The sequence below is a fragment of the Kushneria indalinina DSM 14324 genome (assembly GCF_003385845.1).
In the GTDB taxonomy this organism is placed as follows: Bacteria; Pseudomonadota; Gammaproteobacteria; order Pseudomonadales; family Halomonadaceae; genus Kushneria; species Kushneria indalinina.
The window spans coordinates 761,755-782,676 of sequence record NZ_QRDJ01000007.1; the positions used below are offsets into that span (position 1 = coordinate 761,755).

Below are 20,922 nucleotides of genomic sequence, written 5' to 3' on the forward strand. Positions count from 1 at the left end.
CCATCCTCGCAAGCGTCGGGAAAGCGTCTTTAAGGCCAGGGCGGTCTTCAGGACCAGAACTGTCTTTGGTCTCCAGGATCAGACCTGTCTTCAGGGCCAGAACGGGCTTCAAGAGCAGGACGACAGCGGCACAGACAAAAAGCGCCCGAACGGGCGCTTTGAGAGAAGAGGCTCAGTTGGTTTTCCAGCCCTTTTCAAACAGCATCTTGCCGGGCCATGTATAGGCCATCACGCCGCCGTCGGCGAGGATGGTCTCGCCGGTAACAAACGAGCTGTCGTCGCTGGCCAGAAACAGCGCCACCTTCGCTATCTCTTCGGGCTTGCCGAGCCGGCCCATCGGCGTCACCCATTTCTGGGCCTCACGGAACTGGCGGCCGCTGTCATCTTCCGGGCTGCCGGCCAGGTCGCTGACCAGCGGCGTCTCGATGGTGCCGGGAGCAAGGGCGTTGACGCGAATGCCGCTGCGGCCGTAGTCGATCGCCATGGTCTTGGTCATGTTGGCCACCCCGCCCTTGGCGGCGTTGTAGCCCGAGCGGTCGAGATCGCCGGCGGAGGCCGACATCGAGGTGGTGTTGATGATCGAGCCGCCGCTGTCCAGCATCAGCGGAATCAGGTACTTGCTGACCAGGAAGGTGCCGCGCAGGTCGGTGGCGATGATGCGATCGAAAAGCTCGGTGGGGTATTCGTGCAGCTTGCCGCCTTCCTGATCGACGCCGGCATTGTTGAAGAGAATATCCAGTCGTCCGTGATCGGCCCTTACCTGCTCGGCGAAGCGTTTCACGTCCTCTTCGCTGGAGACATCCAGCCGGTGGCCTTCGGCCCGCAGGCCGGCATCGCGAATGGCGCTGACCGTGCGCTCGATTTCCGCTTCGTTGACGTCGGCGCAGATGACGGTGGCGCCTTCCTCGGCGAACATTTTTGCCGTGGCGGCACCGATACCGGTGGCGGCACCGGTCACGACGGCAATGCGCTGATCGATTCTGCCCATGATGAACTCCCTATGGCTGGCAGGTGGCGTCATGTCCATGACGCCTCAAAGGGCCCTCAATAAAGCAGTCGCTTGGGCCCTGTGCCAGCTCAATGCCCGGGGCGTCGTGTCGCAGGCAGGCGTGATAACCGGGCGCTGGAAGCGATCAGGCGCGCCACTCGGCGCCGGTCAACTCACAGGAGACCTGCCAGAGCCGCTCGCCCTGGGTCTGATCCCGGGCAGCGTTTGAGAGGCGGGCGCGTTTGGGGGCGCCGCGCGTCTCCCCCGTGCCCTCCGGGCCGAAATAGTCGCCCGGGCGAATATCGCTGGCGGTGGCGGCGTGGATCGTGGGACGGGCGCCTTCGGCGGCGTTCTGGCTCAACAGCGGCATGGCCAGACGAAAGAGCGTGCCCACCAGCGGCCGACTCTGCACGCCATGGTTAAACAGCGCCGTACGCGACAGCCCCGGGTGCGCCGCCAGGCTGTCCAGCCCCCATAGTTCCGTGTTGCTGTGGCGCTGCAGGGTCTGGCTGAACATCAGCATGGCAAGCTTGGACTGTCGGTAGGCGCGCCACGGATCGTAATGGCGCTCGCCCTGCAGGTCATCGAAATCGATGCGCCCGCCCCGGTGGGCAAGGCTTGACAGCTGCACCACCCGGGGGGCCGCGGCGTGCATCAGCTGTGGCAGCAACAGGCTGGTCAGCAGGAAGTGGCTCAGGTAGTTGACGCCGAACTGACGCTCGAAGCCCTCCTCGGTCAGCTCGCGCTCGGGGAGCGCCATGACGCCGGCATTGTTGATCAAAAGATCCAGCGCCGGTTCACGCGCCTGAACCCGCTCGGCAAATTCGCGTACCGAGGTCAGCCGATTGAGATCGAGCAGCTCGAGACGCACGTCGGCCTTGGGCGACTCCTGCCGTATTGCATCGACCGCCGCCTGCCCCTTTTCCTCGTTTCGGGCCGCCACGATGACCCGATAGTTCTGATGCATCAGGGCGCGGGTGGTTTCAAACCCCAGTCCCGCATTGGCGCCGGTCACCACCGCCAACGGGCGTCGATCAGCGTGATCACTCATAACAATGCTCCGCAGTGGACAAACGGGCGGTCACGCGATCAGGCGTGATCCTGTTCGCTGATGGTCTGGATGACCTCAAAGCCTTCGAACTTCGGCGGCCCCAGATAGAGCCCCTCGCGGCGGCTCTGGCCGGCGTTGGCGTGGGCGGCGCGAAAGGCCTCGGAGTGGGTCCAGGCGTCGAAATCCTCACGCGATCGCCAGATCGTATGCGAGGCGTAGAGCACGTGATCTTCCTCGCTGGGTCCGCGCAGCATATGAAACTCGACAAACCCCGGCAGGCCCTGCAGATGGGTCTCACGCTCCAGCCAGAGCTTCTCGAACTCTTCCACACGCTCGGGATTGACCCGAAAACGGTTCATGGCAATAAACACCGCACACGCTCCTGTCATCTTAAGCCATCGGGCACATCACGCGCCCGATCATGACAAGACGATGGCACCTTGCAGGCGTTCGGGCAAGATGCGCATCGCTTATGGCGCCAGTCTGGCGCTGTCGGGCTCGAGCAGGACATCGCAGGGCTGCCCCGCTAAAAGCGCTTGGGTGTCATGATGGGTGAAAAGCCAGGCATCCTGGTCGCCAAGCAGTTCAAGCCGCTCGCCTTCCCGCCGCAGGGCGGTGCCCTCTGGCAGGGCCACCGCCTGTATCGTCGGGTTCAGCGCCAGATACTCTTTCAGGCGCTCTTCCCGGCTTTCACCATGATGCCCGGCGCTCTTGCCGGCAATGAAGTGCGGATTGATCTGAAAGGGCACCAGCTCGAGTGTGCGAAAGCTCGGCGGCTCGACGATCGGCATATCGTTGGTCGTACACAGGGTCGGGCCTGCGATGTTGGCACCGGCGCTCCAGCCGATATAGGGCAGTCCCTTACGCACGCGCTCGCGGATGAGGTCCATGAGGCCGGCGTCATAAAGCCGGCTGACCAGTGCAAAGGTATTGCCGCCGCCGACAATGAGCGCCTGGGCACTGCGCACCGCCGCCACGGGGTCATCGCTGTCATGAAGGCCGTCAAGCGCGATGCCGCAGGACTCAAGTATCGGACGCACGTTGTCCAGATAGGCGTCAAAGCTTCGGCTGACGCCGGCATACGGAATAAACAGTGCGTGGGTGACGGGCGTGGGATGTTCGCTCAAAAACGCCTCGATCAGAGGACGGGTGTACGCCAGATAGCCGGTATCGCCGGCCATGGCGCTGCTCAGCAGTAGCAGTCGTGGCATGCGATCCATTCTTTCGTTAATTGCTTTTCTAATATAACAGGCAACATCGACAAGGCTTCAACGACAGGCGCAACAGTGAGGTCTGAAAAAGGAGAGCCCGGCCGGGCTCTTTGTGTCAAAAGCCAGTGAGGGTGACGCTACTGCCCGGTCGCCACCTCCAGCCCTTCCCGGGTCACGGCGCCAAGAAAGTCGATCTCCTCCGGGGTGATCACATACGGCGGCATCCAGTAGATCACGTTGCCCAGCGGGCGCAGCATCGCGCCACGGGACATGGCGTGCTGAAAGACCTGCAGCCCGCGGCGCTCGCGAAAGTCATAGGGTTCAAGCGTCGTCTTGTCCTTGACCATCTCGATGGCCACCACCATGCCGGTCTGGCGGACATCGCCGACGTGCGGGTGCTCGCGCAGCGGCGCCGTCACCTGATCGATACGGGCCGATTTGGCGCGATTGGTGGCAATCACGTCATCATCTTCGAGGATATCGAGCGTGGCCAGCGCTGCGGCACAGGCCAGCGGATTGCCGGTGTAGCTGTGCGAGTGCAAAAAGGCCCGTAGCGTTGAGTAGTCGTCATAGAAGGCGGCGTAGATCTCATCGGTGGTCATCACCACCGACAGCGGCAGATAGCCGCCGGTAATCGCCTTGGACAGACACAGGTAGTCCGGACGCACGCCGGCCTGCTCGCAGGCGAACATCGTGCCGGTACGCCCGAACCCCACGGCAATTTCATCGAAGATCAGCTGCACGTTGTGTCGATCGCACGCTTCGCGCAGCCAGGTCAGATACTGCGGCGGGTACATGCGCATGCCGCCGGCGCACTGGATCAGCGGCTCGACAATCACGGCGGCCAGTTCATCACCATGACGCTCAAGCGCGGCCTCCATGTGGGCAAAGGCCGCCCGGGCCTGCTCAACCCACTGATCGCGCGGCAGACCGAAGCCGTCCGGCGCCGGCACCTTGATGACATCCAGCAGCAGCGAGCGATAGGTGTCGGTGAAAATCGCCACATCGCCGACGGAAAGTGCCCCGAGCGTCTCACCGTGATAGCCGTTGGTGATGGTCAGAAAGCGGCGTTTCTCCGGGCGACCCTGGTTATGCCAGTAGTGGTAGCTCATCTTCAGCGCCACCTCGATCGCCGAGGAGCCGTTGTCGGCATAAAAGCAGTGCCCCAGGCCCTCGGGGGCCAGCCGGCCCAGCCGCTCGGAGAGTTCGATCACCGGTTGATGGGTGAAGCCCGACAATATGACGTGCTCGAGCGTGTCGAGTTGGGACTTGATTCGCTCATTAATGCGCTCGTTGGCGTGGCCAAGGATATTGACCCACCAGGAACTGATCGCATCCAGGTAGCGTTTGCCCTCGAAATCCTCGAGCCATACGCCCTTGCCCGAGCGAATGGGGACGACCGGCAGGGTTTCGTGATCCTTCATCTGCGTGCAGGGATGCCAGAGGCTGGTGAGGTCGCGCTGCATCCATGTGGCGTTATCGTTCATGAGGCTCCAGTAAGGCTTTGAGATCAAGACAGGCACCGGCCCGCTCGGGGGTCGGCGCCACAAGATGAGGCACCAGGCCCAGACAGGGAATGCCGCCACGCCGGCTCAACCACGCTTCGAGCGTGGCCAGGTTGGCCCCCAGCCGAGCAGTGCGGTCATCGATGACGTTGGCCACCCAGCCGGCGACCTTCAGGCCATCGCGTTCGATGGCCTCCAGGGTCAGTCGGGCATGATTGATGGCGCCCAGCCGCACGCCTACCACCAGAATGACCGGCAGGCTCAGCGCCACGGCCAGGTCGGATAGGCAGGCGTCATTGCGCAGAGGCACGCGCCAGCCACCGGCGCCTTCGATCAGGGTCAGGTCGGCGTTGGCGGCCATTAGTGTCTGCATGGGCGCCAGAAGCGACGCCACCGACAACTCGAGCCCGGCTTCACTGGCGGCAATATGGGGGGCGATGGCCGGTTCAAACGCCAGCGGATTGACCGCGTCATAGGGTAGGGCCGGCGTACACTGGGCCTGAAGGGCCAGCGCATCGGCGTTGCGCAGGCCGTGTGATGTGCGCTCGCTGCCGGAGGCGACAGGTTTGCCGGCAGCCGTTGTCAGTCCACGGGCACGGGCGGCGTGCAGCAGGCCTGAGGTAATCAGGGTCTTGCCGGCATCGGTATCGGTGCCGGTCACGAAATAGGCGGCAGGGGTCATGTCAGGGGTTCGATCCGTCATGGGAAAAAACATCGGGTTTTTGCATCACCACAAAAGCGACCCGGTAAGTGGTTGGCAGGCCCTTCGACGTTCGAAAGCGCTCCAGCGCCTGCATGACATGCTTCCAGTGTCGGCGGCTCATCAGACCCCCACGCGACGGCCTGTCAAGCGTGGCGGCACCCACAGCCTTCAGCGCTCCCAGGCTCTCGGCAGCATTGCCATGAAAGGCCTGGTGATCGCTGACGCTGAGCGAGTGTGTGGTCAGGGAGCTGAGGTTCAGGTGTTCTTGAAACGTTTCAAAATCGAGAAAAACATTTCCTCGGGGGCGGCATTCAAGCGTGTTAAAGGCGGCTTTCAGCTCGCCCAGGGTGCCATCGAGCAGTGTGGTAAAGGCGAGCCACCCGCCCGGGCGCAGCACGCGCTCGACCTCCTTTAGAAAACCTTTTGGTGTGGCACACCACTGGATGGCCAGACTGGAAACCACCAAATCCAGACACTGGTTTTCAAAAGGCAGCGCCTCAGCCTCGCCCGACTGCCAGCAAAGGCGCTCATTGCCGTGGCGGCGCGAGGCTTCCTCAAGCATCCCGATTGCGGGGTCGATGCCGGTAATCCGCGCGTTCGGATAGCGCTTGCGCAGGCCCCGGGTGACATGACCGGTGCCACAGCCGACATCTGCCAGACGGTTCAGCGTGTTATCTGCCGGAAGCCTCTCGAGCAGGGCATCGGCTACCTCGCGCTGTAGCCCGGCGTAGTCGTCGTACTGGTGTGCGGCCTTTGAAAAGCTCATCGCGATGCGGTGTTTGAGGGTCAGGGCCGCCTCAGTGCTCATGGGCATCTCCTGTCCCGCTCTGTTTGATAAAGGTCGCCATGAGTCGGGCGCACTGTTCAGGATGCTCCAGCGGGAAAGCGTGACCGGTGTCAGCAAGCTGGCGGACCGTGCTGCTATCGGGATGTCGCTCGTGGATGGCCTCACCGGCATGCGAGGGCACCAGCGCATCAAGCTCGGCAAAAAGATGCAGCCTCGGGCAGTGACCTGGGATGGGCCGCGCCTGAAGGTCGATGTGAGCCAGCAGCGACAGCCCGGCCAGGGCCTGTTCAGCCCGCATCGGGGCGGCGTGGGCTTCAAGGTATCGGATCATCGAGGAGTACGAGGCGCTGCCGCGGGCCACCAGCGCGAAAAAGCGTGATCGGGTCCTTTCCGGGGCGCTTTCCCAGCGGCCTTGAAAGGTCGCAAGGGTGGCCGGGGGCAGGGCGCACCGCCAGTCATGTCGGGTCACGAAGCTTAAGTTGCTGCCCAGCGTGATGACGCCGGGGCAGCGCCCGCGGCGCCGCTCGGCCAGCGCCATGGCGAGCATACCGCCCAGCGACCAGCCGGCCAGCCAGGCATGCTCGGGCAGGCGGGCATCGAGGTCGTCGAGCCAGATCTCGAGGGTGTCATCACTGGTGGCCGGCAGGGGTGGGCAGTCGATGACCCAGCCAGGCAGCTGCGCCTTGAGTTCGGCGGCCAGCGCCATCAGCGAGGAGGGCGCCATGGCCCATCCGGGCAGCAGGATCAGGGTTGGAGAGGCGGTCATCATGAGGTCACTGTCCGACAGCAGCGCTCGAGGGCGGTGAGCAGTCGATCCAGGTCGGCCTCCGTGTGGGCCGCTGACAGCGTCACGCGCAGCCGCGATTGCCCGGGTGGAACCGTGGGCGGGCGAATGGCGGTGCATAAAATGCCGTCCTCATAAAGACTCTCGGAAAGCGCCATCGCTGCCTGTTCGCTGCCGACCAGCAGGGGTTGAATGGGCGTCTCGGAAGGCATCAGCGTGATGCCCGGCAGCGCCAGCGTGGCCAGTTCCTGGCGAAATCGCTGGATCAGGCGGTGCAGATGGGCGCGCCGTTCGGGTTCGGTCTGAACGAGGTCCAGTGCGGCCAGGGTGGCCGAGGCCAGTGCCGGTGAGAGGCTGGTGGTATAGATGAACGGGCGGGCGAACTGGATCAGCGATTCGATCAGCGCGTGGCTGCCCGTCACAAAGGCGCCCTGAGTGCCCAGCGCCTTGCCCAGCGTGCCGACCAGAATCGGCACCCGGTCGGGGGGCATATTCTGCGCTTCAAGCGTCCCTGCGCCGTGCTGGCCGAGCACGCCGAGACCGTGGGCATCATCGATCATCAGCGGGGTATCGTAACGCTCGGCCAGTCGGGCCAGTGCGTTCACATCGGCGCAGTCGCCATCCATGCTGAAGACGCCGTCGCTGACCAGCAGTCGATCGGATTCCGGTGCCAGCCCGGCCAGCGTCTGCTCCGCCAGAGAGGTATCACCATGCGCAAAGCGATGCAGACGCGCGCCGGATAAAAGGGTGCCATCCAGCAATGAGGCGTGATTGAGCCGGTCATGAACAACGTGGCCGCCACGGGACATCAGCGCCGAGATCACCCCCAGGTTGGCCTGGTAGCCGCTGCCAAACAACAATGCCCGTTCACGCCCGGTCCACTGTGCCAGGCGCATTTCCAGCCGGTCATGGATCTCCTGATGGCCGTTGACCAGATGCGAGGCGCCACCGCCGGCGCCATGGCGACGCGCGCCGTCACACAGGGCCTTGACCACGCGTGGATGCGTGGCCAGTCCCAGATAGTCGTTGCTGCAAAAGGTCAGCATGTCCCGGCCATTGATCCGGGTATGCACGCCGGCATCACGCTGGCTGCGACGCCGGCGGTATCGGCCGGCGGCCTTTTGCTGCTCGAGGCGGTGCTGGAGAGCAGTCTCGAAGGGATTCATCTTGTCGGCGCCCACCTCAATGGGCGGCGGCATCGGTGGTCATGGCCTCGACCCGTGCCCGGTACATCTGTTCATCGAGGACTGCCTCGTGGGTGGCGTCATCAACATCGTGTCGCTGCTCCGGATAGAGCCCCAGACGCTCGAACAGGCGCTGGTCGTGATTGGCCTGAGGGTTCTGCGCGGTCAACAGCCGCTCGCCGTAGAAGATCGAGTTGGCGCCGGCGAAAAAGGCCAGCGCCTGGGTCTCGTCGCTCATCAGCTCGCGGCCGGCCGCCATGCGCACGTGAGAGGCGGGCATTAAAATGCGGGCAGTGGCGATCGTTCGAATGAAATCAATCGGGTCGAGATCCTCGACGTGCTCAAGCGGCGTGCCCTGAATGCGGATCAGCATGTTGATCGGCACACTCTCCGGATGGGTGGGCAGGTTGGCCAGCTGCTGCAAGAGGCCTGCGCGGTCGTTGATGCTCTCGCCCATGCCCAGAATGCCGCCGGAGCAGATCTTCATCCCGGACTGGCGGACGTGATCCAGCGTCTCGAGCCGGTCGGCGTAGGTGCGGGTGGTGATGATCTCGCCGTAGTACTCCGGTGAGGTGTCCAGATTGTGGTTGTAGTAATCCAGTCCGGCCTCTTCCAGCGCTTCGGCCTGATCGCGGGTGAGCATGCCCAGCGTCATGCAGGTCTCGAGGCCCATGGCGCGCACGCCGCGTACCATCTCCAGAACGTACGGCATGTCCTTCGCCCGCGGATTCTTCCAGGCCGCCCCCATGCAGAAACGACTTGCCCCCACATCCTTCGCCCGGCGCGCTTCTTCCAGCACGGCCTCGACCTGCATCAGTTTTTCGCGCTCGAGCCCGGTGTTGTAGTGCCCGGACTGCGGGCAGTACTTGCAGTCTTCCGGGCAGGCACCGGTCTTGATCGACAGCAGTGTGGAGATCTGCACGGCATTGGGGTCGAAGTGCTGACGATGCACCCCCTGCGCCTGAAACAGCAACTCGTTGAGCGGCAGGGTGAGCAGCGCCTCGATTTCGTGTCGCTGCCAGTCGTGACGAAAACGCTCGGGGCGGGGAGAGCCGTGATCAGATGTGGGCATGGCGTTGTTAACCTGAAAATTTTAGAAAGATGACGGATACCTTGCCAGTCTCATTGGTTAACTTCAAATATTTAAAAGGTTAACAATAAAGCCTGTCAGGCGCGTCGATCAGGCAAAGCTCTCTAATGAGAACTTTTTTCGATTGTAAAAAAGAATAGTTGTTATCTGCATTGACTTTGCAACGGCTGTTTCATCAAAATCCTCAAGCCATAACACCGATAAACGGCGCGCTCGACGTGCCAGCAAGGGACATCATGAAAAAGCCATCCTGCCGCGGGCGTGCGTCTGGCGCTCAGCGTCCACGCCGTACCGGTACTGCCGGTCGTCACGTTCTAACGTTTGTCACCACGGGCGCCTGTCTGGTCACACCCGTCATCGCCCAGGCCGATGACATCGATACCCTCACCGTCACGGCCACCAATCTTTACGACAACGTCGGCTACACCCGACATGTGACCAGTGCCGGCACCCGCATGAACCTGGCGCCGAAGGAAATCCCGCAGACGGTCAGCATCATGACCGAACAGCGCATCAGGGATCAGAATCTCGAGACGGTCGAAGACGCGCTCATGAACACCACGGGCGTCTCTGTTCGGCGTATCGACAGCGACCGGGTTCGGTTTTTTGCCCGCGGCTTTGATATCAACAGCTATCAGTACGATGGCATCCCCACGCTGAACACCGACAGCCGCTGGTATTTCGGCGAAGGAGCACAGAACACGGCGATCTACGATCGGATCGAGGTGGTCCGCGGCGCCAACGGGCTGATGACCGGCGCCGGCAACCCGGGTGCCTCGGTCAACTTCGTGCGCAAGCACGCCGACAGCCGCGAACTGACAGGTTCGGTGTCGGGCACGCTGGGCAGCTGGGACAAGCAGCGCGGCGTGGTGGATGTCACCACCCCGCTGACCGACTCCGGCGACGTTCGCGCGCGCTTTATCGGTGGCTATGAGGACAGCGACGGCTATCTGGATCGTTACGGCAGCCGCAAGAAGTTCGGCTACGGCATTATCGATGCCGATGTCACCGAGAACACCACTGTCTCGGTGGGCTATGACTACCAGAATACCCATAACAGCTCGCCCACCTGGGGCGGCTTCCCGCTGTGGTACAGCGACGGCGGGCGCACCAACTATACTCGCTCGTTCAGCGTGGCGCCGGACTGGTCCTACTACGACTTTGAGTCCGAAAAGGTCTTCGCCATGCTTGAACACCGCTTTGGCAATGACTGGCAGCTGCACGGCACCGCCACGCATGAGAAAACCGAGGCCGACAGCAAGCTGGCCGCACCCTATTACGAGCCCCTTTTCTCCTCACCCGATCGCGAGACCGGGCAGGGCAGCTTTTTCTATACCGGCTGGAACAAGGGCGAGCGCAAGGTTGATTCGGTCGATGTCTACGCCAACGGACCGTTTGAGCTGATGGGGCGCCAGCATGAGCTGGTCATTGGCGGCAGCTACGCAGACCAGAGCAACGACTACGACAACCGTTTCATCGATGGCTTTAACGTAGGGGATCTCGATAACTGGAATGGCTCGGCGCCCAACACGGGCTGGGGGGATTTCTCTCCGCTTGAGCGCGCCAGCACTCAGCAGAAATCCGTCTATACCGCGGCCAGACTGTCGCTGAGTGACCCGCTGACGCTGATCGTCGGTGCGCGCTATACCGATTGGCGCGGCAGAACCTGGGCAAGTGGGCAGGGTAACGACTCGCAGAGCCAGAGCGATGTCACCCCCTACGGTGGCCTGATTTACGACATCAACGATGTCTGGTCGGTCTACGCCAGCTATACCGAAATCTTCCAGCCGCAGAGCTACCGTCTGGAAGGCGGCAACGGCTATCTCGATCCCCTCACGGGCAAGAACTACGAAACCGGCGTCAAGGCCGCCTGGTTTGATGGGCTGGTCAATGCCTCCTTCTCGGTCTTCCGACTTGAGCAGGACAATGTGGCTGATATCGTCGGCATTCCCGGCTCCTTTATCACCACGGCTACGCCGGTCAGCGATGTGGTCAGTGAAGGGTTCGAGGCCGAAGTGACCGGTGCGGTGACGGACAACCTCGACATGACCGCCGGTTTTACCCACTACACCGCGACCTCGGCGCAGGGTGATTTCAACCCTGACCGGCCGCGCACCCAGGCGAATCTGTTCGCCAGCTACCGCGTCCCGCAGCTTGAGCCGCTGACCGTGGGCGGCGGATTCAACTGGCAAAGCCACATCTTCGAGCGTGATGTGCCGGGGCCGCAGGGTGAGGAGAAGGTCGAGCAGGGCAGCTACACGCTGGTCAACCTGTTCGGGCGCTACGCCTTCACGCCGGATCTCTCGCTACAGGTCAACGTGCGCAACCTCTTCGACAAGAAGTACTACAGCTACCTCGACGGTTACGGTGTCTACGGCGAGCCGATGAACATTACCTCTACCCTGACGTACTCGTTCTAGGCTTTGAGAAGACAAGCGCGGCCGACAGCCCTGTCGGTCGCTCTATTCGAATCGATTCATATTACCGTGCGACACTCACAGCCACCGCCATACTCGTGGAGCTCTGTGATGGCCACCGGTCCGCTTGTCACCCTCGTTCGCTTTACTTATCCCTTTGAGGCCCATTTGTTCAAGGGTCTGCTTGAATCGCGTGGTCTTGCAGCCTTCATTGCCGATGAGCACCTGATCACGATGCAGTGGATGTGGGAGATCGCGCTCGATGGGGTGAAGGTGCAGATCCACTCGCATGATCTTGAAGCGGCTCGTGAGGTGCTCACCGACTATCAGACGCACCGGCTGGCCGAATCCGCCACTCAAGCGGAGGGCCCGCCGCCGCGCAGCGCGGTGCGCTTTTACGGCTGGCGGGCGTTGGTGGCTGCCTGCTGGGCGGCAACTGGGGTGGTGTTTCCACTGCCGTCATCGAAGGGCAGAACATGACGGCTCTCGCATCTCCTGTAGCGTGAAGCCGATAATTTATGGCTTATATATAGCGAAAATCGACGCGGCAGGTGATTGAACATGACAGGCGACACCCACGACATCACCATTGCCCTGGCGCAGCCACCGGTCATCAGGGGCGCTGTGGCTGACAATCTGGCCACACACCTGACGTATATCGAGCAGGCCGCCCATTACGGCGCCGATGTGATCGTATTCCCCGAGCTCTCGCTCATTGGGTACGAGCCGGATCTGCTGGCGCCGCTTGCTATGTCCAGAAGTGCCGAGACCTTTGACACGCTATGCGCGGCCGCCACGACCCACAACATGGTCGTGATCGCGGGCTGTCCGCTGCTCAACGAGGGCGGTAAGCCCAGCATTGGGGCGCTCATCTGCTTTCCCGACGGTCAGCACACGCTGTATGCCAAGCAGCATCTGCATGATGGGGAAGCCGCGTACTGCGCACCCGGGCATGCGGACTGTCTCTTCACCGTCAACGGCGTACGCCTCGCGTTGGCAATCTGCGCCGACTTTGCCCATCGCGCCCATGCCGAGGCCGCCGCCGCGCAACAGGCGGATGTGTACCTTGTCAGTGCGCTGATTTCAGAAGCAGGTTATGAGACAGATGCGCAACTGCTCGCCGGAATTGCCCAGCGCCATCAGTTCCCGGTGCTGCTTTCCAATCATATTTCCAATACGGGCGGCTGGCAGACCTGCGGCAGAAGCGGCGCGTGGAATGCCCGTGGCGAGCGGGTCGTGGGTGCTGAAGGCAATGATGCTGCTCTGGTGCTCTGCACGATTAGCGGCGGGTCACTGGAGCATGCTTCGGGGAACGTTGTCTCGATGGAAGGCGCCTTTTGAGAGGTATCCTATCAGTCGCATAAGAAGCCCACCAAACGGTGGGCTTTTATATGTGCATCTAACAGAGCTAACGTCTTTTTTATAGATTATTGAGCGAAAGTCTCATTGTTATTTTATGTAATAATTTTAATGTATTTTTTTCTAATTAAAGGAGGCCTTATGGCTGTCAAGCACATACCTACTGGTGTCGTTCACAGCGGTAATAAAGGCGGGAAAACCGGCTGTGGCTTTGATACAAAAGATCATTCAGATCATTGGGTATCTTCAGGAAGCAGAATTACCTGTGACAAGAATGGCTGTAAGAATTGACGTATCCACTTATTTTCACTCCGAAGCCCACCGCATGGTGGGCTTTTATGTAACCACAGCTAGGGTGTTTCTGAGCCACTGCCCGCCAAAAATTGGATGTTTGGCCGACCGGCTACCTGTTCGGGCTTGAGGCCTCTTTCAGCTGCCAGTCCATAAAATGGGCACGGCCGTTAGCGGGTGTCAGCGGGTCGTAGGTCATAGAGGATGCGAGAACATGCCGCTCTATAACGATTATCAGCGGGGCACTGGATGGTGTGTCAGGACGAGCTTTGCCTGATGAGCAGCGACAGTGCTCGAGTGATGCGTGATCAACCTGAATACTCCGATAATTTTCCGGGCACTGCCATCACCCAGTCCCGAATGGCCAGAATCGTCGGGTCATTGCGGCGGCTCTCCGGGTAAACCAGAAAGAAGGCGCGGTCTTCCAGCTCGGGGCCAAAGGGTTGCACCAGCCGCCCTTCCGCCAGCTCGTCTTCAATCAGCTGCCGGCTCATCAGCATGACGCCCTGACCACCCACCGCCGCCGAGATAGCGTGGTTTTCATCAGAGAACGCCAGACCGGCGTCGATATTTAACTCGGCTAGTCCGGCGAATTTTTGATATCCCGGCCAGTCCATGGGCGAGATAAATATGCCCTGAGGTCGAAAGTGAATCAGCGGATACCTTGAGACATCTTCCCCCGCTTGTTGAGCAAGCCCCGGGCTGCAGGCAGGCATCAAGGTGGTATTAAACAGCTTTTCGGCAACCATCCCGGGCCAGCGTCCATCGCCATGGCGAATGGCAAGGTCAGCGGTGACCCCGTCCAGCGCTACGGGCTCGTGGGAGGCATGAAGTCTCAGATCAATGTCGGGGTGGGATTCGCGCAGTCGATACACCCAGGGGAGCAGCCAGCGTACGGCCACGACGGGTGTCGTTGACAGGGTAATGCTCCGCCGCGCCGGCAGAGCGCTCAGCCGTTCGATGGTCTGGCTGATGTTATCGAACGAGGATTCCAGCACCTTTTGCAGCTCTCGACCCTGTGGTGTCAGTTCAAGTTGCCTGGGCCTGCGGATAAACAGGGCAATGCCCAGCGCCTCTTCAAGCCCACGAACCTGATGACTGATGGCCGTGGCCGTAACCGACAGCTCCAGGGCTGCCTGCTTGGCACTTTCATGGCGAGCTGCCGCTTCAAAGGCTCGAAGGGCAGACAGCGAGGGCAATCGTCGCGCGCTCATGGATGAGTTCTATTCATTTATAGCGGCAAGAAATGGTCGTTTGTTGCGGTGTATAGCGCCCGCATAAGCTGCATCTGTTGCTCAGCATAGATGAGTTCAGCTTAAAGGGAGACTACCCATGCCGCATATTCTGCATATGGACGCCAGCGCTCGCCCCGGTATCGCCGGAACCGATCATCATGGCTCTCATAGCCGCCAGCTGTCCCACCATTTTGTCAGCCAATGGCAGTCACGCCGCGCCTGCGACACGGTCACCTATCGAGATATAGGCCAGCATCCGCCTTCCTTTATCAGCCACGACTGGATCGCATCGGCGTTCACCCCCGAAGCGCAGCGAAAGCCCTGGATGAAAGAGGCGCTGAAAGAAAGCGATCAGCTGGTCGATGAGCTGATCGCATCAGACATTCTGGTGATTGGCACGCCGCTCTATAACTTCGGCATGCCTGCCGCCCTCAAGGCATGGGTCGATCAGATCATCAGAGCCGAGCGCACGGTGGGCATAGACAGAAACAACCCGCTCGACCCCTATATTCCGGGGCTTACGGATCGAGAGCGTCACGCGGTCATCCTTACGGCCAGAGGCGGTGTGAACATGGCGCCGGGCCAGGCGATGGCCCACATGAATCACCTGGAGCCCAATCTGGTGTCAGCGCTTGGGTTCATCGGCATTACCCGTATTCACACCATCGCCATTGAGGGGCAGGAAATCGGTGGCGACGTGCTGGCGCAATCGATTGCCCAGGCGCGGCAGAATGTTGAACGGCTCGTGAGAGAACTGCAGGCAGCGATGCAGGACATGCCAACCCCTGAGCCGGTTTGAAAACAGGATACAGTGCTCTGCCACCGTGGGGCGTGACGCCCGCGATGGATCATTCTGTTCGCAGTACAAAAAGCCCACCGAACGGTGGGCTTTTGCGTCATGCAGTACCTGGAGGGCCTTGCTCACCCAACCCCGTTGCCATACCCCATCGCCACGCTTGCCTGCTCGCCGGTTTCCACCCAGACGCTCTGTGGGATGGTGTATTCCTTTAGCCCCTCCAGCCCGCTGGAGCGGCCAAAGCCGCTGTCGCCGAAGCCGCCAAACGGCGACATCACGTTGATCGCCTTGTAGCTGTTGATCCAGACCGTGCCGGCGCGCAGTTTGCCGGCCACCCGGTGAGCGCGCGCAACATCCTGCGTCCACACCGCGCCGGCCAGGCCGAAGCGGGTAGCGTTGGCAAGCCTTACTGCGTCGGCTTCATCATCAAAGGGCATGGCAACCACCACCGGGCCGAAGACCTCTTCGCAGGCGATGGCCATGTCGGGGGTCACATCGGCGAGCACGATGGGGGCGAGAAAGTAGCCGCTGGCGCCTTCGGGCAGGCCGTGCGGGCGATGGCCGCCGGTCACCAGCCGCGCACCGGCCTTGATGGCCGTATCGACCATGGCCGTGACGCGCTCGAACTGCTGCGCGTTTTGCAGGGGGCCCATGCGGGTGGCGTCCTCCTCCGGCAGGCCGACCGGAATCTGTGCGGCGGCGCGTCCCAGTCGCTCAACGACTTCGTCGAAACTGTCGCGCTGGATCAAAAGCCGTGACCCCGCCACGCAGCTCTGCCCGGCGGCGGCGAAGATGGCGGCCTGCGCACCGGCCACGGCATCATCCAGCCGGGCATCGTTGAAGATGATATTGGCGGACTTGCCGCCGAGCTCCAGCACACTCGGCACCAGCCGCCGGGCGCCCGCCTGGGCGATCAGGCGCCCGCTGTCCGGCGAGCCGACAAAGACCAGCTTCGAAATGCCCTCATGATCGGTCAGGGCCGCGCCCGTGGTGAGTCCTGCCCCGTTGACGATATTGATCAGCCCCTTTGGCAGGCCACCGACTTCCAGCAGTTTTGCGATCACAACCGACGTGAAGGGCGTCAGCTCCGAGGGCTTGAGCACCGCCGCGTTGCCGGCGGCGATGGCGGGCGCCAGTTGCCAGGCGCAGGTGAACATCGGCGCGTTCCACGGCGTAATCTGACCCACCACGCCATAGGGCACGTGGCGCACGTAGTTAAGATGCGAGGTCGGCACCGGAATCACCTCACCGTGCTGCTTGTCACACCAGCCGGCGTAGTACTCGAACATCTCGCGCACCTTGCCGACCTCGCCGCGGCAGTCGCTGATCGGCTTGCCGGCCACCACGCTTTCAAGACGGGCCAGCTGTTCTTCTTCTCCCTCGAGCGCCCGCACGGCGGCGTTCATGTGCCGGCCGCGGGCGCTGGCAGTCAGGGCCATCCATTCCACCTGAGCCCGGGTGCCGGCGCTGACGGCGCGCGACACCAGTGCCTGGCCGGCATCGGGATAGCTCACCAGCACGTTACCGGTGACCGGGTTGCGCAGCGTGACCGGCTCGCCCTGGCCGGTGACGGCTTCGCCATCGATCCAGTTGCTCGCCGGGGCGGCGTTGCGGCTCAGCCCGAAGTGGTCAAGCAGGGTCTCAAGGTGGGCCCGGGCGCGTTCATCCAGTGCTGAAGGGGTCGACATGACAGGGCTCCTGTTACTTGCGGGCGGTGGCGAGAAGGGCATCGGCGATACGGTTGAAGTCGTCCTGATCCTCGATGTCGTGCGCCGCATGCCAGCGCTCGACCACGTGATTCAGCAGGGCCATCGGGGTGTCCAGCTGCTCGGCGGCGTCCCGGGCCAGACGCAGATCCTTGCGCATCAGTCCGGTGGTAAAGCCCGAGTCGAAGCGCTCGGAGAGAATCCACTCGGGGAAGTTGACCTCGCTGACCGCGCTGCGCCCCGAGCCGCTGTTGAGCCCGGCCAGGCAGGCGGCTGGATCGACGCCGGCCCTGGCCGCCATGGCGACGGCCTCGCCGGTGGCGATCAGGTTGGTCGCGCACAGATAGTTGTTGGCCAGTTTCACCACATGACCGCTGCCGGCCGGGCCGACATGGGTGTAGCGCGCCGACAGCGCCTCGAGCACAGGGGCCACGCGCTCGATGGTGGCGGCCTCGCCGCCCAATAGCATCCCCATCCGGCCCTCGGCAGCACCCTTCGGGCCACCGCTGACCGGGGCATCCAGCCATTCAAGGCCGGCCGCCACGACTTTCTGCGCCAGTTCGCGGCTGACGACCGGATCACTGGTCGAGGTGTCCATCACCACACTGCCTTTAGCGGCGTGTTCGACAAGCCCAGGACTTGACTCGATCACCGTGCGCACATGGACCGCGGTGGGCAGTGACAGCAGATAGACCTCGGCGGAGGGCAGCGCAGCGTCACTGGCAACGGTCAGCCCCTGATCACTCAGGCGCTGGCGAGTCTGCTCATCGGGGTCGATACCGGTGACATAAAAGCCGGCACGTTTGAGCGTGAGCGCCATGTTGCCTCCCATCTGCCCCAGGCCAATGACGACGATCTTCATGGACATGCGTTTCTCCGTGATGCGACAGGTGTAAACGTCGGTGTGGCGCTCCGAGTCAGGAGGGGGCCACACCGTCGCGGATCAGAGCAGCAGCTGGGCGACCACCGCTGAGCCGAGATAGGTGCCGGTAAACACCAGCAGCGAGACCAGCACCAGCTTCCAGCCGGTACGGCGGAACATGCTGAACTCCTGCTGTGACAGGGCAAAACCGGCGTAGGCCAGCACAGGCGTGACGATGGCCAGGAAATTGACCTGTGAAAGCTGCTCCACCAGCCAGGCACTGCCGGGGAAAAACGGCAGGGTCATGAGGATGCTGACCAGCGAAATCCAGGCGATCGCCGGCAGGTAAAAGGGCACGATTCGGGTAATCACCAGCCCGATCAGGCTCATGACATAGAGAATGATCATGCCGGGCAGGGCACCCCACAGCGTGCCCGAGCTGACCACGTTGGTGATCCAGCCCACCGCGCACACGGCGGCCAGCATCGCGGCGGTATGGCCCAGCTGCTGCTCGGGGCGTGGCTCGGCTGCGGTATCAGCGACACTGGCGGTATCGGGTGCTTCAACATCCACGCCGGCCCCGGCCCCTTTTCTGACGCTCAGACGCTTGTAGAGCCACTCCGCGACCGGCAGGGCGATAAACAGTGACACATACAGCCCGGTGGCATAGGTCAAAAGGTTACTGGCGCCGGCAAAGGCCAGCAGTTCCTCGCGCATGGCGGGCACCGCTTCGGCAAGCGCGCCCGAACAGGCCGCCACCATGCTGCCACTGCCCACCCCGCAGGCCATCGCCAGCGCCCTCGGGTCAAACCAGCCCGCCGAGCCGAGAAAGCCCGCCATCAGCGCAAACCAGAGGGTGCCGAACATGGTGCCGACCACATAGACGCCCATCACGCCGATGCCCTCCGGCCCCTTGAGGCCGTAGCGGTCCGAGATGATCGCAATATTGGGCTCGCGCGCGATCGAATAGGTCGCCCCGATCGATTCGCGGCCCATTTTCAGCACCAGCACGGCAAAGGGCAGCGCGATCAGCATCGTCCCCAGATTGCCCAGCTCCTGAAGGATCAGGGCCGGCCCGGCGCTAATGATCTGATCGATCGACGGCCCGATGGTGGAGCCAAAGCGGGCGATAAACGGCATGATCGCAATCAGAATGATCGGCGAGGCCGCCGTACTCAGGCGCGGCGGCACCAGCGGATGCACCCGTCTGGAAAGGTGCGGGTTGAGCGCAATCGCCAGCAAAAAGGCATAAAACAGGGGCAGCAGTAACAGTGTCCCGACGCCCAGCGGAATTTTGATGATGCCGATCCACTCCGCAATCAGCGAAAGGATGACGACCAGTACATGCAGACGTAGCAGATCGAGCGGTGACGCCCGGTTGGCAGCATTCATGACAGTGTTCCCATCGTGTTGTTTGGCTAATGGCAGGTCATGACCGGCCGGCGCCTGTTGTATGGGGCTCGTGTGCGTCACGAGGCCTGTCAGTATCAACGACTCGGGGGGAATGGGAAAGCGCGGCGATATGTCGCTGTGTTGGCAGGTAGGCCTGGCCTTTGAAAATCAATTTTCTGGCGGGCCGGGTTGTCTTGCTGATCGGTTTGCTGGTGGTGACGCGATAATGGCTTGTCTGGCCCTGATTAAAAACAGGCTGGCAATGTCATATTGGCTCGATATACAGACATTCATGGCGCTAGGGCAGTCTGCGTCTTCCGTCTGAAGGTGCCCAAAATCGTTTAGTATCTTGTCGAGTGCCTTATCTCATGAGGCTCGATTCAAACAAGTAAACATCAACGTCGTACCAGCCTGAGACTGATAACCATAACTGCCGAATTGCGATGAACTGGCGCAGTGCGTGAGGTAATTTCATGATTATCCAGCCAAGAGGGTCTAAATGAATTCTCTGATTGATTTGAGCACCATACACGACGCTTCAACCCGTCTATCCACTGATATCGTTCGTACAGCAACGATCATGAGTCCCGGCCTGTCAGCTCTTATAAAACGGCCAACGTATCTCAAGCTGGAGAACACTCAGATAGGGGGATCATTCAAGGCACGCGGTGTTTTAAACAAGTTCGCATGCATTCAGGAAGAATTGGCTACCCAACGCTTTGTGGCCGTCAGTGGCGGGAATTTCGGCATAGCAGTTGCTGAGGCGGCAGCAAGGCTGAAAGCCGATGTGACAGTCGTTATGCCGCAAACTGCTCCCGCGTCGTCGATCAATAGAATTCGAGCCCTGAATATTTCTGTGGTTGTGGCCGAAAGCGTTCAGGAAGCATTCGCGCACGCCACAGTGCTGAAGCAACAGGGTTATGTTGTTCTTGACGATTGTGCCGATACTGCAATTGCCGAGGGGCATGGTACGCTCGCGCTGGAGTTCATGGCGGATTGCAAGGAACTGACTGACGTTTTCGTTGCGGTGGGGAGTGGTGCAATGCTGGCTGGTGTTGCCACCGTATTGAAGGCAGCCAAACCGGATATCCGGATATGGGGAGTTGAAACCGAGGGTGCAAATTCGATGGATAGGGCTCTGCGAAGCGGCAAGCCGGTAGAGATAGAAGTGAGCTCCATCGTCTCGACGCTCGGTGTTCCGGTTATAAGCGACATTATGCTTCATCATGCTCAGGCATATTTGGAAGGCATTGTCGTGGTATCAGATAGCGACGCCATTAGAGGAATGATGTCGTTCGGTGAAGACGGGAAGCAATGGGTTGAACCCGCTGCTGGTTCGTTGGTCGCAGGGGCATTAAAAGTGGCACCGAAGCTCCCTCCTGATGCAGTGGTCGGACTTGTCGTCTGTGGCGGCAATATTGATCAAAAGGACATGCAGAAGTGGATTCGCACTTTAAATATCTCCTGACCATTTGAATCTTTATTTCATGGTCTGCAAATGCCATTTATCACGACAATCAAGCCCATGGCCGCCATCGGCTTACACCAATGTCGGCCATGA

Annotated in this window: 19 protein-coding genes; 5 read left to right on the forward strand and 14 right to left on the reverse strand. The window is 61.5% G+C overall.

The annotated features are described in order from the left end of the window. Positions 1–172: 172 nt before the first annotated feature. The 10 genes from C8D72_RS10170 to bioB all read right to left on the reverse strand — a co-directional run bounded on the left by C8D72_RS10170 (position 173) and on the right by bioB (position 9,285). Complete coding sequence (locus C8D72_RS10170; protein WP_115854285.1) at positions 173–988, reverse strand: SDR family oxidoreductase; 816 nt, start codon at positions 986–988, stop codon at positions 173–175. A 145-nt stretch (positions 989–1,133) separates the two neighbouring features. After that, positions 1,134–2,039 (reverse strand): oxidoreductase, encoded by a 906-nt coding sequence (locus C8D72_RS10175; protein ID WP_115854286.1) that lies wholly within the window; start codon positions 2,037–2,039, stop codon positions 1,134–1,136. A 38-nt stretch (positions 2,040–2,077) separates the two neighbouring features. Then, positions 2,078–2,410 (reverse strand): heme-degrading protein HmuQ, encoded by a 333-nt coding sequence (hmuQ, locus tag C8D72_RS10180; protein WP_115854287.1) that lies wholly within the window; start codon positions 2,408–2,410, stop codon positions 2,078–2,080. 99 nt (positions 2,411–2,509) lie between these two features. After that, positions 2,510–3,250: a dipeptidase PepE gene (gene pepE / locus C8D72_RS10185; protein WP_115854288.1), complete on the reverse strand. Its 741-nt coding sequence runs from the start codon at positions 3,248–3,250 to the stop codon at positions 2,510–2,512. A gap of 137 nt (positions 3,251–3,387) precedes the next feature. After that, complete coding sequence (locus C8D72_RS10190) at positions 3,388–4,737, reverse strand: adenosylmethionine--8-amino-7-oxononanoate transaminase (protein WP_115854289.1); 1,350 nt, start codon at positions 4,735–4,737, stop codon at positions 3,388–3,390. Next, the gene (gene bioD / locus C8D72_RS10195; protein ID WP_115854290.1) at positions 4,727–5,437 is read right to left on the reverse strand and encodes a dethiobiotin synthase; all 711 of its coding nucleotides are present in this window, start codon (positions 5,435–5,437) and stop codon (positions 4,727–4,729) included. The genes C8D72_RS10190 and bioD overlap by 11 nt, the downstream gene beginning before the upstream one ends. A gap of 1 nt (position 5,438) precedes the next feature. Continuing rightward, on the reverse strand, positions 5,439–6,266 hold the full coding sequence (bioC, locus tag C8D72_RS10200) for a malonyl-ACP O-methyltransferase BioC (protein WP_170140564.1): 828 nt from the start codon (positions 6,264–6,266) through the stop codon (positions 5,439–5,441). After that, positions 6,256–7,014: an alpha/beta fold hydrolase gene (locus C8D72_RS10205; protein WP_115854292.1), complete on the reverse strand. Its 759-nt coding sequence runs from the start codon at positions 7,012–7,014 to the stop codon at positions 6,256–6,258. Before C8D72_RS10205 ends, bioC begins: the two co-directional genes overlap by 11 nt. Next, the gene (bioF, locus tag C8D72_RS10210; RefSeq protein ID WP_245955219.1) at positions 7,011–8,228 is read right to left on the reverse strand and encodes an 8-amino-7-oxononanoate synthase; all 1,218 of its coding nucleotides are present in this window, start codon (positions 8,226–8,228) and stop codon (positions 7,011–7,013) included. The genes C8D72_RS10205 and bioF overlap by 4 nt, the downstream gene beginning before the upstream one ends. Then, positions 8,212–9,285 carry a biotin synthase BioB gene (gene bioB, locus C8D72_RS10215; RefSeq protein ID WP_115854293.1) on the reverse strand — a complete coding sequence of 358 codons (1,074 nt, stop codon included), beginning with the start codon at positions 9,283–9,285 and terminating at the stop codon, positions 8,212–8,214. Before bioB ends, bioF begins: the two co-directional genes overlap by 17 nt. A 254-nt stretch (positions 9,286–9,539) precedes the next feature. On the opposite strand from bioB, the gene fhuE reads away from it, so the two are divergent. The 3 genes from fhuE (at position 9,540) to C8D72_RS10230 (ending at position 13,061) form a co-directional block, all read left to right on the forward strand. After that, positions 9,540–11,723 (forward strand): ferric-rhodotorulic acid/ferric-coprogen receptor FhuE, encoded by a 2,184-nt coding sequence (gene fhuE, locus C8D72_RS10220; protein WP_115854294.1) that lies wholly within the window; start codon positions 9,540–9,542, stop codon positions 11,721–11,723. A 108-nt stretch (positions 11,724–11,831) separates the two neighbouring features. Then, on the forward strand, positions 11,832–12,200 hold the full coding sequence (locus tag C8D72_RS10225; protein ID WP_115854295.1) for a putative signal transducing protein: 369 nt from the start codon (positions 11,832–11,834) through the stop codon (positions 12,198–12,200). 81 nt (positions 12,201–12,281) lie between these two features. Then, positions 12,282–13,061: a carbon-nitrogen hydrolase family protein gene (locus tag C8D72_RS10230; RefSeq protein ID WP_115854296.1), complete on the forward strand. Its 780-nt coding sequence runs from the start codon at positions 12,282–12,284 to the stop codon at positions 13,059–13,061. A 617-nt stretch (positions 13,062–13,678) separates the two neighbouring features. Here the strand turns inward: C8D72_RS10230 and C8D72_RS10240 are convergent. Then, positions 13,679–14,584, reverse strand: a complete 906-nt coding sequence (locus C8D72_RS10240) for a LysR substrate-binding domain-containing protein (RefSeq protein ID WP_115854298.1) — start codon at positions 14,582–14,584, stop codon at positions 13,679–13,681. Between the two features lie 118 nt (positions 14,585–14,702). On the opposite strand from C8D72_RS10240, the gene C8D72_RS10245 reads away from it, so the two are divergent. After that, complete coding sequence (locus C8D72_RS10245) at positions 14,703–15,404, forward strand: FMN-dependent NADH-azoreductase (RefSeq protein ID WP_115854299.1); 702 nt, start codon at positions 14,703–14,705, stop codon at positions 15,402–15,404. A gap of 122 nt (positions 15,405–15,526) precedes the next feature. Here the strand turns inward: C8D72_RS10245 and C8D72_RS10250 are convergent, their stop codons facing one another. The 3 genes from C8D72_RS10250 to C8D72_RS10260 all read right to left on the reverse strand — a co-directional run bounded on the left by C8D72_RS10250 (position 15,527) and on the right by C8D72_RS10260 (position 19,361). Next, positions 15,527–17,089: an aldehyde dehydrogenase family protein gene (locus tag C8D72_RS10250; RefSeq protein ID WP_115854300.1), complete on the reverse strand. Its 1,563-nt coding sequence runs from the start codon at positions 17,087–17,089 to the stop codon at positions 15,527–15,529. A gap of 13 nt (positions 17,090–17,102) precedes the next feature. Beyond that, positions 17,103–17,975 carry an NAD(P)-dependent oxidoreductase gene (locus C8D72_RS10255; protein ID WP_245955220.1) on the reverse strand — a complete coding sequence of 291 codons (873 nt, stop codon included), beginning with the start codon at positions 17,973–17,975 and terminating at the stop codon, positions 17,103–17,105. A gap of 75 nt (positions 17,976–18,050) precedes the next feature. Beyond that, positions 18,051–19,361, reverse strand: a complete 1,311-nt coding sequence (locus C8D72_RS10260; RefSeq protein WP_115854301.1) for a DUF3100 domain-containing protein — start codon at positions 19,359–19,361, stop codon at positions 18,051–18,053. A gap of 499 nt (positions 19,362–19,860) precedes the next feature. Between C8D72_RS10260 and C8D72_RS10270 the strand changes: the two genes are divergently transcribed. Next, positions 19,861–20,829, forward strand: a complete 969-nt coding sequence (locus C8D72_RS10270; protein ID WP_115854303.1) for a threonine ammonia-lyase — start codon at positions 19,861–19,863, stop codon at positions 20,827–20,829. Positions 20,830–20,922 lie beyond the last annotated feature (93 nt).